The organism is Pseudomonas sp. PDM31, from assembly GCF_019218965.1.
Classification (GTDB): Bacteria; Pseudomonadota; Gammaproteobacteria; order Pseudomonadales; family Pseudomonadaceae; genus Aquipseudomonas.
In genome coordinates this window covers 1-16,616 of record NZ_JAHUWS010000012.1, presented here as the reverse complement: position 1 = coordinate 16,616, position 16,616 = coordinate 1, and the positions used below count along the sequence as shown (strand labels likewise).

Here is a 16,616-nt window from a genome sequence, read left to right as displayed (position 1 = left end):
ATGGCGGCTGCGTTTCTGGATACCCCGATGTCGAATACAGACAACTGATGCCGCCACAGGCCCTATAGGGTGCAACTTCGGTTCTCCCTGACGCCCGGAGTCATCATGTCCGCACCCATCACCGTTCTTCGCGACACCCACCCGCTGCCCGTTCTCGACGCCTGCAAGTGGGAAAGACTCGAAGGCGACCCGCACACCGTCAACCTCAACGCCTACACCAGCGAAGACGGCAGCAAGATCATGGGCACCTGGATTTGCACGCCGGGCAAGTGGTACGTGGAATACGTGAAGTGGGAGTACTGCCATTTCCAGGAAGGCTACTGCATCATCACCCCGCAAGGGATGGCGCCGATTCATCTGCGCGCCGGCGATATTTTCGTCGTTGAACCTGGGATGAAAGGCACTTGGGAAGTGGTGGAAACCGTGCGTAAGTATTTCGTGTTTGCCTGACAAAAAAACCGGGAGATCACTTCATGTGATTTCCCGGTAAATATCTGTGGGTACATGCTACCCCCCTGCGGGAGCGAGCCTGCTCGCGATGAGGCCAGCACATTCAACATCAACGGTGACTGACCTACCGCTATCGCGAGCAGGCTCGCTCCCACAGGTTTTCCGCGCGATTATTGCGGTTTGCGATAGCTGTTGATGATCGCCGAGAAGTCATCCCCCCCTTCCCCACGCAAACTCATCGCCTGATACAACTGCTGAGCCACCGCGCCGAGTACCACCGGCTGGTGCGCCTGGCGTGCCGCTTCGGTGGCCAGCCCCAGGTCTTTGAGCATCAGTTCGGCACCGAAGCCGCCGGTGTAGCCGCGCGAGGCTGGTGCCGTTTCGACGATGCCCGGCCACGGGTTGTACATCTCGGAACTCCAGCAACGTCCGGTGGAGCTGTTGATGATCCCGGCCAGCACCTTGGTGTCGATGCCCAGCGCATCACCCAATGCCATGGCTTCGCTGACGCCGACCATGGAAATACCCAGCAGCAGGTTGTTGCAGATCTTGGCGATTTGCCCGGTGCCGACTTCGCCGCAGTGCACGATGTTGCGGCCCATCTGCACCAGTACCGGTTGCAGGGTGGCGAACAGTTCTGCGGTGGCGCCGACCATGAAGGTCAGGGTGCCGGCAGCTGCACCGCCAGTGCCACCGGAGACCGGCGCATCGGCCATGGCCACGCCCTGTTTGGCAGCCGCAGCCGCCACATCACGGGCAGTCTGCGGATCGATGGTGCTGCAATCAACCGCCGGTACGCCTTTGCCAATACCGGCCAGTACGCCGTCTTCGCCGAGCCAGACGCTGCGCACATGCACGGCAGCGGGCAACATGGTGATCACCAGTTCCGCGCCCTCGGCCGCTTCCCGGGCCGATGCGCTGATGCGGCCACCCAGTTGCTCAAGTTCCGCCAGCACGGTTTTGTTCAGGTCGACCAGATTCAACGAATGACCGGCCTTAATCAGGTTGCGCGCCATCGGCGCGCCCATGTTGCCGAGACCGATAAATGCGATTTTCATGTCCGGCTCCTTATCGCAGGTTGATGGTGGTGTTCACACCGTCATTGACGCTGTCGTCATCGAACCAGCGGCTGGTGACGGTCTTGGTCTGAGTGTAGAACTGCACCACTTGCTTGCCATACGGGCCGAGGTCGCCGAGCTTGGAACCACGGGAACCGGTGAAGCTGAAGAACGGCACCGGCACCGGAATCGGGATGTTGATGCCGACCTGGCCGACATCGATTTCGCTCTGGAACTTGCGCGCCGCCGCGCCGCTCTGGGTGAACAAACCGGTGCCGTTGCCGAACGGGTTGGCGTTGACCAGGGCAATGGCCTGGTCGAGGGTATCGACCTCCAGCACCACCAGCACAGGGCCGAAGATTTCCTGGGTGTAGATCTGCATGTCGGTGGTCACGCCGGAGAACAGGGTCGGGCCGACAAAGTTGCCTTTCTCGTAACCTGGCACCGTGATGCCGCGCCCGTCCAGCTCCAGTTTCGCGCCTTCCTTGATGCCACTTTCGATCAGATCGAGAATCCGCTGTTTGGCTTTCTTCGAAATGACCGGCCCGACATCGGTGCCCGGCTCGCTGCCGGCATTCACCGTGAGTTTTTGCGCCAGCGCCTTGAGGTCTGGCAGCCATTGCTTGGCCGCGCCGACCAACACCACCACGGAGGTCGCCATGCAGCGCTGACCCGCTGCGCCGAAACCGGCACCCACCAGCGCGTTCAGCGCTTGTTCGCGATTGGCATCCGCCAGCACCACGGCGTGGTTCTTGGCGCCCATCATCGATTGCACACGCTTGCCGTGCTTGCCGGCCAGGTCGTAGACGTGGGTACCGACCGCGGTCGAACCGACGAAAGAAACAGCCTTGATGTCTTTGTGGGTGCAGAGTGCGTCCACCACATCCTTGCCGCCATGCACGACGTTCAACACACCGGCCGGAACACCGGCTTCAATCGCCAGTTCCACCAGGAGCATGGTCGACATCGGGTCCTGTTCGGACGGCTTGAGCACGAAGGTGTTGCCGCAGGCGATGGCCATCGGGAACATCCACAGCGGAATCATCGCCGGGAAGTTGAACGGAGTAATGCCGGCACACACACCGATCGGCTGGCGCAGGGTGTAAGTGTCGACGCCGCCAGCGACGTTCTCGGCGAACTCGCCCATTTGCAGGCTGCCGATGGAGCAGGCGTGCTCGACCACTTCCAGGCCACGGAAAATGTCACCTTCAGCGTCGGCAATGGTTTTGCCCTGCTCGGCGCTCAGGACCACGGCGATACGCTTGGAGTGTTCGCGAATCAACGCCTGGAGCTTGAGCATGATGCGCATCCGCGCGCCGATCGGCGTCAGCTTCCAGGTCTGGAAGGCGCGGTGGGCGGCGCTGATGGCGGCGTCGACTTCTTCTGCGGTCGCGAACGGTACTTTTGCCAGCACTTGCTGGGTCGCCGGGTTGACGATGTCGTGCCATTCAGTGCTTTGGGATTCGACCCACTCACCGTCGATCAGCAGTTTGACCTTGTGTACGGTGGTGTCGTTGGGCGTGAGCGATGCGTTCATGTGGGTCTCCGGATGCTTGTTCTTGTTTCAGGAGCCAGGGCGAAAAGGTCGCCCTGCGATGAGGCGTGTGCCGCGAATTGGTTGTCGGGCTGTTTTTGGAGTATAGATGTGCAAACTTCTAATAAGAACGCACATAAAAACCGGTCCAACATGCAAAAAAACATCACCTCGTTAGGCTCACTGAACTGGGACGACCTCAAGTTTTTCCTCGAAGTCGCCCGCACCCGCAAGGCCAGCACCGCGGCCAAGCGCCTGGCGGTGGATTACACCACCGTGTCGCGGCGCATCAGTTCCCTGGAAGCGGCACTGGGCACTTTGCTGTTCGAGAAATCCCGGACCAGCGGCTTCGTTCTGACCGCAGAAGGCCAGCGCCTGATGGGTTATGCCGAGTCGATTGAAAGCACCTTGCACATGGCGTGCGAGCAGGTGTCAGGGTCCGGTGTGGCGCTGTCCGGTCATGTGCGCATGGGCTGCACCGAAGGCTTCGGCAGCTTTTTCATCACCCCGCAGCTGAGCCACTTCGTCGACACCTACCCGGCGATCTCGGTGGATATCCTGCCGCTGCCGCACTTCATCAGCCTGTCCAAGCGCGAAGCCGACATCGTCATTGCCCTGGAACGCCCGGAGCATGGTCCATACGTGTGCTGCAAACTCTGCGACTACCGGTTGCAGCTGTACGCGACCCAGGAATACCTCGACAAACACCCGACGATCCGCCGCCCGGCAGATCTGGCCAAGCATTCGTTCATCAGTTATGTCGACGACCTCGCGTTCAGCTCGGAGCTGCTGTACCTGGCCAACGTATTGCCCGGCGCCAGCGCCAACCTGCGCAGCACCAGCGTGATCGCGCAGTTCATCGCGGCCCAGCAGGGGCGCTCGCTGGCGATTCTGCCGTGCTTCCTGGCGGCTCAGGACCCGCGTTTGCTGCCGGTACTGCCACAGGACGTCAACATCACACGGCAGTTCTGGATGTACTGCCGCGAGGACCTGAGAAAGCTCAAGCGGATCACCCTGTTGTGGGACTACATCCGCGCGGTCACTGAGCAGAACCAGGGCCTGTTGATGGGTGAGAGCCGGGATATGCTGTTTGCCGACTGACGGAATTTCATGAGGGAAAACATCAGTTTTGCGCGCCACCACACAAATTATCTAGATAGTTAAATTTTCTAAGGCACGTTTTTTCTGACCGGCTAACCTATGACTTGCCCCGCTACGCCCCTCAATTGATTTGTCGAGACTCCCTCATGCAGTGGCGATCACATTCCTTGGCGGTCCGCCTTATGGCAGGCATTGTTGCCATCATTTTGTTTGTCTATGCGCTGGCAGGGCTGGCGCTCTACCAGAGCAAACAACAGCATGAGCTTCAAGCGGTCATCACAACGGAGAACCTGGCGCGATCCCTGGCGATCAACGTCTCCGGCATCCTTGATAAAGTTGATATCGGCCTGCTTGCTGTCGCCAGCGAAGTAGAACAGCAAATGGCTGCGGGAGGGGTTAATGGTGCGTTGCTGGACGGGTATTTGACACAGCAACAGGCGCAGATTCGCGATTGCGAAGGACTGTGGGTGTCGGATGAGAAAGGTGATATCCCCTGGGGCACAGTAATGACCCCCGGCAAAATAACGAACATAACCGATAGAGAGTATTTCCAGCGCCTGCAAGAGAACTCGCAGCTCGGAATGGTCGTATCCAAGCCGGTGATCGGCCGCAGTACAAAAGCCTGGTCGGTCCTCCTGTCCAGACGCATCAACCACCCTGATGGCTCCTTTGCAGGTGTAGCGCTGGGCTCGTTGCGCATGATGGAGTATTTCACCGCCATGTTTTCCTCTTTTGATGTTGGAAAACAAGGGATCATTGCTCTTCGCGATGATCAGATGGCACTCATAGTCCGGCATCCAAAAGCAGAGAATGAAAGCGGGGCCGTTGGCGCCAGACTGGTTTCAGCCAAAGCCACAGAAATGCTTCGAGCGTTCCCAAATTCAGGGAGCTACACCGCCGTTGCTCCAGTGGACGGCATCGAGCGAATCTACAGCTATCGAAAAATTGCCAATTACCCTCTCTATATCTTCGTCGCAAAAAGCACCCACGACTTTCTTGCTCCCTGGCGAAAGGAAGTTTTCAGAACACTTTTACTGGTGGTCATTTTTACCTTGGCGATTCTTGTTTACACGCGCACCAGCTACAGGCGTGAGACTGAATCGCGCAAGGCGAAAAAAATGGAGCTATTTCGTACCGTGTTCCGCACCAGCCCGGACAGCCAGATCATCACCCGTCTTGAGGATGGGCGACTTCTTGAGGTCAATGACGGATTTACGCCCGTATTTGGCTGGACACGGGAAGATACTGTTGGCAAAACGGTTATTGATATCGACATCTGGCGCTATCCGGAAGAGCGTCGTACATCGGTTCGTATCTTGCAGCAAAACGGATACTTCATTGATCGTGAAGCTGAGTTTGTAAGCAAGGACGGCCGAACGTGGCCCGGTCTGGTTTCGGCGCACGTGATTACCCTGAATGACACTTTGTGCATTCAGGCGATCGTCCGGGACATTAGCGACCGAAAGGCTGACGAGCAGCAGATCCAGAGACTGTCGTTCTCAGACCAGCTCACGGGGTTGCCCAATCGCAGACTTTTTACGAATCGGCTGGAGCAGGCACTGATTTCGAGTGCTCGCCATCAATGGGTGGGGGCATTGATGTTTGTCGACCTCGATGACTTCAAATCCATCAACGAAACCCTGGGGCACGGCCGAGGTGACCTGTTTCTGAGTGAAATCGCTCAGCGATTGAGGCGGTGTGTGCAGGAGGGTGACACCGTCGCTCGCTTGGGAGGCGACAAATTCGCTCTCATTCTGGAAAGCCTGAGCACCAATCCCCAAGAGGCAGCGAGCCATGCTGAAACCGTTGGCGAAAAAACCCTGCGCGAACTCGCGCAGCCTTATGAACTGTATTCGTCCACCCTGCATCGAACCTGCAGCATAGGCATTACCCTGTTTGGCGAGCAGACTGAGGATGCAAGCGAGCCCTTGAAACGCGCCGAGTTGGCCATGTACCAGGCCAAAGCCTGCGGACGCAACGTCATACGCTTTTTCGACCCCCAGATGCAGGCGGACGTCAGCGCTCGAATCGCAATGGAGGAAGGTTTGCGCGAGGCCATCAAGCAACGCCGAATCGTTTTGCACTATCAGCCGCAGGTCACGGAAGAAGGTCGCGTTACAGGCGTGGAAGCGTTAGTGCGCTGGAAAGACCCGCGCGGTGGCCTGATCTTTCCCGCAGAGTTCATTCAACTGGCAGAGGCGTCTGGCTTGATTTTTCCGCTAGGACAGCAGGTATTGGAAATGGCCTGTCACCAGTTGGCCGTATGGGCGAATCGAACCGGGTTCTCGCACCTGAGCATCGCCGTCAACGTCAGTACCCGGCAGTTCAATCAGGATGGCTTTGTCGAAGAAGTACGGTCTGTACTCAAGCGCTACAGTGCCAATCCTCATCGCCTCAAACTGGAAATTACTGAAAGCATGCTGGCCTCCAACGTGGAGGATGTGATTGCCAAGATGAATGCGTTGAAAACCATCGGCGTTGGCTTTTCGCTGGACGACTTTGGCACCGGTTATTCTTCCCTGTCGTATTTGAAGCGACTACCGCTGGACCAGCTCAAGATCGATCAGGGATTTGTTCGCGATATCCTGGTGGACCCCAACGATGCGGCAATCGCCAAAACGGTGGTCGCATTGGCAAAAAGCATGAACTTGTCGGTCATCGCTGAGGGTGTTGAAACGCAAGAGCAGCGTGACATGCTGGCGGCTTTGGGTTGCCGTAACTATCAGGGGTATTTTTTTGGTCGCCCCATGGGCATAGATGCATTAGAGGATTACATCGAAGGTGGAGTTGGCCTTGCCCTCCTGGACCATTCGGGAAATCGGAGCCTGTGAGGCTCCCATAGTCCTTCATCAAGTCTGGAGCGGCTACACAGGCCGCTCTCTATCGCTCGCAATCCACCCTTTGGAGTCAATGGCGACCGGGAGATGCTGTTCGCCGATCAGTCGGCGCCCAGCTCCAGCATCAACCCGCTCAAGCGCTTGACCTTGCGCCTCACCGCCTCTTCGAACACCCCTGTGCGCGGTTCGATCAAGGTGAACCAGTTCTTGGCCCGGGTGATTCCGGTGTAGATCAGCTCCTTGGTCAGCACCGGGTTCAGGGCATCGGGGAGGATCAACGCGGTGTGGGCAAATTCCGAGCCCTGGGATTTGTGCACGGTCATGGCGTACACGGTTTCGACATCATTGAGCCGGCTCGGCAGGACAAAGCGCACCCCGCCCTGGCCGTCATTGCGCGGGAAGGCAACTCGCAGGACCAGCTTGCCGGCCTCGGGGCCCTCACGCTCCGGAAGTTTGAGGGCGATTCCGATATCCCCGTTCATCAAGCCCAGGCCGTAGTCGTTGCGGGTCATCAGAACCGGGCGGCCTTCGTACCATTGCTGGTCACTGTCGATCAATCGCGCCTTGAGCAATGCGCCGGTGACTCGCTGGTTCAGCCCCTCGACGCCCCAGGGTCCCTTGCGCACGGCACAGAGCAACTGGAAGCTGTCGAAGGCTTGCAATACCCGCCGAGCCCAGTCGGTCCAGCGCGCGTCTTCCAGCGGGCTGTCGAGCGCCGGGCGCTGATTGCGCAGCAGGCTCAGATAGTGCCGATAACCTTGCGGCCCTTCACCATGGCCTTCGAGCAACAGGCGCTCCAGCGCCCGATCCTGTTCGCCCTTGAGGGGTAACGAATACACGTCGTCGTGGCTGCGCGCAGCGAGCAACTTGCGGGCTTCTTCGGGCTGCTGCTGGTTGACCCAGCGGGCCAGTTGACCGATACCGCTGCCCTCGCCGAAGCGCCGCGAATGACGCAACATGACCACCTGCTGGGCCAATGGATGAGTGCCTTGAGTGTCCTCCTGCAAACCACTGGCTTGCAGGCTTTCACCGCTGACAACCTCCAGCCACTGACGAGTCTGCGGGCTGTACCAACCGGCCTCGGCGTCGCGACACAGATCTCCCAGCACCGCACCCGCCTCCACCGATGCCAGTTGATCCTTGTCACCCAGCAGCACCAGGCGCGCATGGGCCGGCAAGGCATCGAGCAGGTTGGCCATCATTTCCAGGTCGATCATCGAGGCCTCGTCCACCACCAGTACATCCAGTGGCAAACGATTGCCCGCGTGATGGCGGAAGTGTCGAGTACCCGGTCGACTGCCGAGCAGGCGGTGGACCGTGGTGACGTCCGACGGGATTTTTTCGCGTATTTCTTCGGTGACTTTCAAGCTCTGGACTTGCTGACTGATGGACTCCGTCAGCCGCGCCGCCGCCTTGCCGGTGGGCGCGGCGAGACGAATGCGCAAGGGCTTGCCGGCCTCCACCGCCGGCGCCTGAAGCAGTGCCAGCAAGCGCACCACTGTCGTGGTCTTGCCGGTTCCCGGGCCGCCGGTGACGATGCTGAAGGCGCTGCGGGTGGCGAGGGCGCAGGCGAGTTTCTGCCAATCGATTACCTCACCTGGCCGGGCCGGGCCGAACAGGCCCGCAAGGCGTTGGGGCAAGTCGTTCGGCGTCTCTTCGTGCCCGCTCAGGCGTTCGCGCAGCGAGACATCGATCCGTCGCTCATACGCCCAATAGCGCCGCAGGTACAAACGTTTTCCCGACAACACCAATGGCCGTTGCTGCACGGCGTCCCGACTGTCTGCCGCCAAAGCGACCAGGTCACTGGCCGCCAGGACCTTGCACCAATGGGCGCCGTCCAGGGTTTCGAGCAATTGCGAAGGCAACAGCATCGCACCGCCTTGCAGGTCGCCCTCCGGTGGCAGCGACAGGGCGAAGTCCGGCTCTTTGAGCGTCTCGAACAGGTCCAGGCAGACATGCCCATGACCCAACTGATGACTGGTCAGCGCAGCGGCCAGCAGCACCAGCGGATCATCCTCCGGCGCCAGTTCATGCAGGAAGGCCACGAAGGCTTTGTCCAGTGCACGCAACCAGCCACGTTCAACCCAACGGGTGAGCAACAGCAGCAGGTCGTCGGCGCGGCTCAAGGGCGCGAGGTCGGCCAGGCTTTCGTCTGCCAGCGACGTCGGCAGCAAATCGGCGAATGAGCGACTCATAGCAGTACTCCCTGTTCCCAGGCAGGTTCCGCCTTGGGTTGCGGCTTGCCCTGGAACAGCCGGTCCAGGTGCTCGATCAGTTCTCTTGGCGGGCGGGCAAAATACACGCCCTGGCCCGGTGCGCGCGTACCCCGCAGGAACAGGTACAACGCACCGCCGACATGCCTGTCGTAGTCGTAATCGGCCAGACGCGCCTTGAGCTGGCGATGCAGGGCCAACAGGTACAACACGTATTGCAGGTCATATCGGTTGTCGAGGATCGACTGTTCCATGGCCTGTGCGGTATAGGCGGCATCATCGACACCGAGCCAGTTGGATTTGTAGTCAGCCACGTAATAGCGGCCGTCGTGCTCGAACGTCAGGTCGATAAAACCCTTGAACATGCCGTTGAGCAACACCGGTTCAGCGGCCACCCGGGCGACGCCACCATGGGTGTATTGGCACACCAGCGCGTCGAGCTTGAGCACATCGACCTTGTGGCTGGCGAACCAGAATTCCATCTCCACCTGGTACTGGCTCAATTGCGCCAGCGTCACGGCTGGCTGACCACCACCGACATGCAACGGCGACTTGAGCAGATGCTGCAGCCACTCGCTCAGCGTGCTGATCCAGCCCTCCCAGCCACGACGGTTACAACGCCGGGCGATAGCGTCTTCCACCTCTTGCGGCGTGGCGTTGAACCCCTCGCCCCCGGCCCACTCGAGCAAGCCATGGAGAAAGGTCCCGGGGTTTGGGCCACGAGGGAATCGATGGATATCCGCACCGCCGGCGAGTACTTCGTTGCGCGCCTGCGGGTCGAGGCGTTCATCATCGAACAGCTTCTGCGCCCGGGGGCTCTCGGGCGCTTCGTCACTGCCGACGCCAAGGGTGTCGCCGATGCGCAAAGCGCTGTACGAGGCAATCCACCAGTTTTCGCTGGCCTTGCGTTTTGGCACCCGCGCAGCCAGCAATGCAGCAGCGTTTTGCGGTGGCTGGTACTGCGCGCCCGTCGCTTCGGGCATCTCGCTGCAAGCCACTGCCGGACAGTCTTGTTGCAGGTCTTGCAGCCAGCGCCGCAAGCCTGTGGATTCGGCCAATGGTGCGCCGCCACCGAGCAGATAACCCAGTGCCGAGAGGTGCAGCACCGAGCCATTGTTATTGCCACGCTTGAGGTCGGTCACGCCTAACCAACAGGCATGTTGCGCCCGGGTCAGGGCGACATACAGCAGGCGCAGATCTTCGGCCAGTCGCTCTTCATCGGCCAGGGCAATCAACTCCGCCGTCGGCTTCAACGTCACCTGGGCCTTGCCGTCGGCATCGTGGTAATGCAACGGCAGCCGGCTGCCGTCCACCGGTTTCGCCGAGCAAATGAACGGCAGGAATACCAGGGGGTACTCAAGCCCTTTGGACTTGTGGATGGTCACGACCTTGACCAGTTGTTCGTCGCTTTCCAGACGCAGGATCTGTTCTTCGCCTGCCTGCCCGGACAGTGCCAGATGTTCGGACAGATGGCGGATCAGGGCCTGCTCGCCATCCAGCTCGGCGGCGGCCTGCTGCAGCAGTTCGGACAGGTGCAGCAGGTTCGTCAGCACCCGCTCGCCGTCATGGCGGGCGATCAGCGCCTGAGGCAGACAGAAGTCATGCAGCAAGCGGCGCAGCATCGGCAACACGCCCTGTTTGCGCCACAGCTCGCGATAGCCGCGGAACTGCATGACCCGCGACTCCCAGGCCAGTTCGTCCTGGTTCAACTGTTCCAGTTCGGACAACGACAGGTTCAAGGTGACGCTGGCCAGCGCAGCCCGCAGTGGCCGCTCCACGTCCGGCTCGGCGCAGGCCTTGAGCCAGGTCAGCAGGTCGTGAGCCTCCTGGGCGGCGAACACCGAATCCTTGTCCGAAAGGTAGACGCTGCGCACACCTCGGGTGGAGAGTTCGGCACGCACGGCCTGGGCTTCGTTGCCGTCGCGCACCAGGATCGCGATATCCGCCGGGCGCAGGCCCCGAAAAAACTTGCCGTCCTGGGCGAAGCCCACTTGCCCCTGCTGACCGCCGTTAAGCAATGCGGTGATTTCACTGGCGCAGGCTGCAGCCAGTTGTTGTCGGTACACCGCACCTGACAACGGTTGCTCGGCCGACAGGTGCCAGACGTTCAGGGCCGGTACTGCTTGATCGTTTATTTGCAGGACTTCTTTGCGGCCCTGGGATTGAACCGGGGTGAACGGGACCGGGTTCTCGCCATCGCGCTCGCGAAACAGGAAAGCCCCGCGTCCCAGATCACGAACTTCAGCACGCTCGAACACATGGTTCACCGCCTTGACCATGCCATGACTGGAACGGAAGTTGGTGCCCAGGGTGTGCAGGCGGCCGGTGGTCGCCTGGCGGGCGCGCAGATAGGTATGGATGTCGGCGCCACGGAAGGCGTAGATCGCCTGTTTCGGGTCGCCGATCAGGAACAGCCCGCATTCCGGACTGTTGTCTTCAATCCGGTAGATGCTCTCGAAGATCCGGTACTGCACCGGGTCGGTGTCCTGGAATTCATCGATCAGCGCAACCGGAAACTGTTCGCGAATCAGGGTTGCCAGGCGCTCACCGCCGTCGGACTGCAAGGCTGCGTCCAGGCGCAGCAACATGTCGTCAAAGCCCATTTCCGCGCGGCGGCGTTTCTCCTCCTCGAATCGACCGCTGACCCATCGGGCGGCATGCTGCAGTACGGCGGCGTCGGGGGTCGGCAGTCCATCGAGACAGGCCTTGAGTGCAGCCATCGCATCCAGACCCGGATGGCGAGGGGCTTCGCCTTTCCAGGCTTCGGCCATGCCATCGGGTGTCAGGCGCGTGAAGCCGGTACCTATATCCAGTTGCTCAAGGGCTTCGTCTTCGGCCCAGGCCTTGAGCTTTTCGAACCAGGGCTCGAAATAACGTGCCTGCATCTTGCGGCCGTCGACGCTCTTGCTGGCGACGCCCTGATGACAAATGGCAAGCAACTCGTCAGCCCATTGTCGCCAGGGCATTTTCAGTTCAATCAACGCGGCGCGGCGATCCTGCAAACACTCGGTGATCAGCTCCGCAGGTTCTTTTCCCTGGAGGGTGTCACGCTCGCTGGCAAACAGCGCGCGGATCCGTGGCAGCAATGCCGCAGGGCCACCCCAGTTGTTGCGCACCCAGTTCAAGGCATCGCCCTGCATCGGGTAGCAGAACAGTCGCCAGTAATCGCGCAGGACTTCGCCGAGCAGATCGCTGTGGTCGGTTTCCAGGGTCTGGGTAAACAGGCTGCCACTGTCGAATGCGTGTTCGCGCAACATACGCTGGCACCAACCGTGGATGGTTGATACAGCAGCTTCGTCCATCCATTGGGCCGCGATGTCCAGCCGATTGGCGCACCCGGCCCACTGCTCGGGAAGGTACTGCTCGCGCAACTCGGTGATCAGGCTGTCAGGTGCCGGTGTCTCCTCGCGAAAGAATCGCGCAGCCTCAGCCAGCCGCGTACGAATACGCTCGCGCAACTCCTTGGTGGCGGCGTCGGTGAACGTCACGACGAGGATTTGCGGTGGCAACAACTCGCGGCCGAAACCCGTGGGCTCGCCGCCATGGCCAAGGACCAGGCGCAGATACAAGGCGGAAATGGTGAAGGTCTTGCCAGTACCGGCACTGGCCTCGATCAGTTGGCTGCCACGCAGCGGGAATGCCAGCGCCAGAGGTGTCTTCGTAGTCATCAGCGCGGCTCCTCGCCGGTCAATGAACGCCATGGGGCTTCAAGCAGCGGGCGGTACAGCGCATCACACCAGCCGGAGAACGTCTCATCGGCGGTCAAGGCAGCGTAATCGGTGAACTGACGCAGCAGTGCCGGACTTTCGCGACGCTCTCCGTCAGTCGTCAGCCCGTCACCTTCATAGGCCTTGCGCGCAGCGGCCTCGGCTTTGAGCGGATCGGTTTGACCGAGCCAGGCGAAGGCTGTCTTGACGGCGATCGGCAGCGGCTGGCGCATCCCCGATTGCCAGGCCAGCAGCAGGTCACCGAGAATCCGCCGCGCCGAACTCTCTTCGAGCGGGCCGAGCAGCAGGCTGTCATCACTGGCCACCAGGGCCGTGGTCATCACCATGCCGCTGGCGCAAGCCGCCAGATGATTGACCCATGGCCGGGTGAGGCGATGCCATTTGCGCGACTTGATCGAACCGATACTGTTGGGGATGGTAGTAATGGACAGCAAACCACCATCATCGCGTTGATGCAGACCGCTGAGCCAGCCCTCAAGGCGTAAGCCTTGCAGCTCGAGACTGACCGGCAAGGCACTGGTGAGCGCTGTTGGCCATAGGGTCAGCAGCTGTTCATAGCGCTGCAGCAGGTCGGGTAATGGTTCGATCAATTCCTGTTGCAGACACTCGCCAAACCCGGCCATGGGCAGCAGTCCGCTATTTTGCAGACGCTTGGCCTGCGCCTTCAGTGCCTGATCGGTTTGCTGCATATTGCCCAAGGCTGCGTCGAGCAAACTGGCGCTGAGGCCATAGCGCTGCAAGGCGTCGAGGACAAATGGCTCTTCGTCGGCCAAAGGCACTTCAGCCGCTTCGAAAAACACCTTCAGGCGCTGGCTGAAAAAATGCCGCACCGGATTGCGCAGGAAATCCTGAAGCTGACCAAGGCTGAGCGGCTCATCCTGAACATGGGGCTCAAGCACTTCGATCTGCACCGGTTGCTGCGTAGCCTGATGCAGGACTTGCCACTCGCTGGCGTAGCTGAACAGCTCATCACCCTCATGAAAGTATCGGGCGCTGAAGGGTTGCAGCGGATGCTCCTGGGTCATCGCCTCAAGCAAGTCTTCTTCGCTATCAGGCATTCGCCAGCCGCTGGCCAGGTGGTCACGCAACTGGCCGATCAGTACCGATGCGGGACGCTCGCTGTTATCACGGATGCTGCGACCAACCCAACTGATATAGAGCTGATCACGCGCCGACAATACCGCCTCCAACAGCAGGTAACGGTCGTCTTCACGGCGGGAGCGATCGCCGGGGCGGTAATCACTGCCCATCAGGTCGAAGTCCAGCGGTGGTTGCGCGCGCGGATAATCGCCGTCGTTCATGCCCAGCAGGCAAACCAGTTTGAACGGGATGGCGCGCATGGGCATCAAGGTGCAGAAGTTGACTGCGCCGGCGAGAAAGCGCTGGGACAAGCGGCCCTGGTCAAGACCGGCAAGCCAGGCTTCACGCACGACGGTCAATGGCAACGGGTCGTGCAAGCCGACTGATTCACAGGTGTCGAGCCAGGTTTCGCGCAACTCTTCAAGTTGGGCCAGCAAGTAGTCGTCGTGCTCACTGCTGGCCTGGAAGAACAGTTGCATCAATGCCTGCAAGCGCATGCCCCATTGCTTGGGCGGTGCCGGCTGGGAGAGTTCCTGGTGAGCGACTTCCAGCGCATCCAGCAGGGCCACCAAGGGGCCGATCAGTGCTGCATCCAGACCACCGATTTCATCGTAGGGTTCGATTCCTTCGCAGGCTTCGCCGCTGCCGACGGCATAGCCGAGCAACATCCGGCGCAGGCCGAAACGCCAGCTGTTCTGCTCCAGCTCGTGGGGCAATCCCAGCCCGGCACGTTGCTCGGCATTCATGCCCCAGCGAATGCCCGCGCCTTCGATCCAGCGGTGCAGTGTCGCCAGGTCGCGCTCCTCGACGCCGAAACGCGACCGTAATGCTGGCACGTCGAGCAAATCGAGAATCTCGCTGACCGGGAATCGGCTGTCCGGCAACTTGAGCAGGTGCTCGACCGCAATCAGCAATGGATCGCGACCTCGCTGGCCCTGGTCTGCCAGGGTAAACGGAATGAAACGCGGGTCATGGCGGTCGAGCTGGCCAAACACCGCACGTATATGCGGTGCATAGCTGTCGATGTCCGGGACCATCACGATCACATCCCGAGGACGCAAGTGTGGATCGGCACTGAAGCGCGCGAGCAGTTGGTCGTGGAGAATCTCGACTTCGCGCTGAGGGCTATGGGCAATGTGAAAACGGATCGACGGGTCCTGCTGCAGATCGACGGCCGGCCAGCGCTCCCGGGTCTCGTTGAGCGGCCGCAACTCGAGGATGTCATCCTGCAACTGGTTGAGCACGCTCAGTGGCTGGCTGTCGCTGAACAGATCGATGCGCCCGTCACGAAATGCCGAGCGATAGCTGTTGGGATCGTCATAGCTGTCGAGCAGACTGATGTAATCGCGCCCCTGCTTGCCCCATGCTGCCAGCAACGGATGGGCATGCTGATGAAGGGTCTGCGGATCGATCACCACCGGCATACCGCTCTTGCGTGCCTGGCGCTTGTATTGATGCCGCAACAGGTCTTTATCGGCGACGATGTCCGCCCAATGGTGACGACATGGGTTATGCACGCACAGCAGGACCTGGCTGAATCGTGCCAGTCCGGCGAGGGCTTCCAGGGCTTGGGCCGGCAGGGAGGAAATGCCGAAAACGATCACTCGTGAGGGCAATCCATGGGGTGCCACGTCGAGGCTGTTGATCCGTTCGACAAACCGTTGGTGGACGCCGGCGCGGCTCTGCGCCATGCCTTCTGCCCCCACATCCAGCAACAGGGCGCGCCACAACTCTGCCTGCCAGCAGTTGGCCGGAGTAAGGGCTTTGGCTTCGCCGCGACCGTTGCGCAATTGATGGCGACCTTCTGCCCAGTCTTCGAGCCAGTCCGCCCGGTACACCTGATATTGGTCGAACAGGTCCGCGAGACGCTCGGCCAACTGATAGCGTTTGCGCAAGTCGGCATCGTGGGTCAGGAAGCGCTGCAGGGGCTCGAAGTGTGGCTGGTTGATCAATTGTGGAAGCAGGCGCATCAGGCGCCAGGTCAGCGGAGCCTTATCGAGCAGGGATTTGGCCGGGATTTCGTCACGCCCAAGGACCATGCGATAGAGCTGCCACATGAAACTGCCGGGGAGTTGAACATCAATGGCCGCAGCGATTCCGCAGCCACCCATGTCGTCCTCTTCGGCATCTTCCGCCAAGGCCAGTTTCAGCCATTGGGCAATCCCGTTGCTCTGCACCAGGGCGATTTCGTTTTCCAGGGGAGCCAGCGGGTAGCGGCGCATCCAGCTGACCACCAGGCTGCGCAATTCGTCCAGGCGGTTGCCGTGGACCACCATGAATCCAGCACTGAGGGGTGTCGCATCCGGCATAAAGGCTTCCTGGAAAATGCACAATCGATGGACGACTTTAGCATTGAAGGCGCCTTGCTTCATGTGTATGTAGGAGCGAGCATGCTCGCGAAGAACGTCAACGATTACGCGGGCTGTCTGGGTCCCCGTGGTGTCCTGGCGTTTTTCGCGAGCGTGCTCGCTCCTACAGGGAAAAGCGCCACAAAAACAAAACCCCTACCTGCATACGCAGATAGGGGTTTCGGAATTTAATCTTGACGATGACCTACTCTCACATGGGGAAACCCCACACTACCATCGGCGATGCATCGTTTCACTGCTGAGTTC

8 protein-coding genes are annotated in these 16,616 nt (G+C 60.4%); 3 read left to right on the top strand and 5 right to left on the bottom strand.

The window, feature by feature from the left end:
- Positions 1–105: 105 nt before the first annotated feature.
- A complete protein-coding gene (locus KW839_RS21840; protein ID WP_060541953.1) occupies positions 106–450 on the top strand; it encodes a cupin domain-containing protein in 345 nt (114 codons plus the stop codon).
- A gap of 170 nt (positions 451–620) precedes the next feature.
- On the opposite strand, the gene mmsB is transcribed toward KW839_RS21840, so the two are convergent.
- Positions 621–1,508, bottom strand: a complete 888-nt coding sequence (gene mmsB / locus KW839_RS21835; protein WP_218425463.1) for a 3-hydroxyisobutyrate dehydrogenase — start codon at positions 1,506–1,508, stop codon at positions 621–623.
- Between the two features lie 10 nt (positions 1,509–1,518).
- Positions 1,519–3,045 carry a CoA-acylating methylmalonate-semialdehyde dehydrogenase gene (locus KW839_RS21830; protein WP_218425462.1) on the bottom strand — a complete coding sequence of 509 codons (1,527 nt, stop codon included), beginning with the start codon at positions 3,043–3,045 and terminating at the stop codon, positions 1,519–1,521.
- 150 nt (positions 3,046–3,195) lie between these two features.
- Here KW839_RS21830 and KW839_RS21825 point away from each other — a divergent pair, with 150 nt between their 5' ends.
- Together KW839_RS21825 and KW839_RS21820 are read left to right on the top strand one after the other, a co-directional pair.
- A complete protein-coding gene (locus tag KW839_RS21825) occupies positions 3,196–4,143 on the top strand; it encodes a LysR family transcriptional regulator (RefSeq protein WP_218425461.1) in 948 nt (315 codons plus the stop codon).
- A 182-nt stretch (positions 4,144–4,325) separates the two neighbouring features.
- Complete coding sequence (locus KW839_RS21820; protein WP_218425460.1) at positions 4,326–6,974, top strand: EAL domain-containing protein; 2,649 nt, start codon at positions 4,326–4,328, stop codon at positions 6,972–6,974.
- A gap of 107 nt (positions 6,975–7,081) precedes the next feature.
- Here KW839_RS21820 and recD read toward each other — a convergent pair whose 3' ends face one another.
- Genes recD through recC form a run of 3 tightly spaced genes read right to left on the bottom strand, consistent with a single transcriptional unit; the run spans position 7,082 to position 16,310 of the window.
- Positions 7,082–9,175 carry an exodeoxyribonuclease V subunit alpha gene (recD, locus tag KW839_RS21815; RefSeq protein ID WP_218425459.1) on the bottom strand — a complete coding sequence of 698 codons (2,094 nt, stop codon included), beginning with the start codon at positions 9,173–9,175 and terminating at the stop codon, positions 7,082–7,084.
- Positions 9,172–12,861, bottom strand: a complete 3,690-nt coding sequence (recB, locus tag KW839_RS21810; RefSeq protein WP_218425458.1) for an exodeoxyribonuclease V subunit beta — start codon at positions 12,859–12,861, stop codon at positions 9,172–9,174. The genes recD and recB overlap by 4 nt, the downstream gene beginning before the upstream one ends.
- Entirely contained in the window at positions 12,861–16,310 is a 3,450-nt protein-coding gene (recC, locus tag KW839_RS21805; protein WP_218425457.1) for an exodeoxyribonuclease V subunit gamma, read from the bottom strand. The genes recB and recC overlap by 1 nt, the downstream gene beginning before the upstream one ends.
- Positions 16,311–16,616 lie beyond the last annotated feature (306 nt).

Coding starts and splice junctions, on each gene's coding strand:
- recC (WP_218425457.1), bottom strand. CDS start 16,310: ATGCCGGATGCGACACCCCTCAGTGCTGGATTCATGGTGGTCCACGGC.
- KW839_RS21825 (WP_218425461.1), top strand. CDS start 3,196: ATGCAAAAAAACATCACCTCGTTAGGCTCACTGAACTGGGACGACCTC.
- mmsB (WP_218425463.1), bottom strand. CDS start 1,508: ATGAAAATCGCATTTATCGGTCTCGGCAACATGGGCGCGCCGATGGCG.
- recB (WP_218425458.1), bottom strand. CDS start 12,861: ATGACTACGAAGACACCTCTGGCGCTGGCATTCCCGCTGCGTGGCAGC.
- recD (WP_218425459.1), bottom strand. CDS start 9,175: ATGAGTCGCTCATTCGCCGATTTGCTGCCGACGTCGCTGGCAGACGAA.
- KW839_RS21830 (WP_218425462.1), bottom strand. CDS start 3,045: ATGAACGCATCGCTCACGCCCAACGACACCACCGTACACAAGGTCAAA.
- KW839_RS21840 (WP_060541953.1), top strand. CDS start 106: ATGTCCGCACCCATCACCGTTCTTCGCGACACCCACCCGCTGCCCGTT.
- KW839_RS21820 (WP_218425460.1), top strand. CDS start 4,326: ATGGCAGGCATTGTTGCCATCATTTTGTTTGTCTATGCGCTGGCAGGG.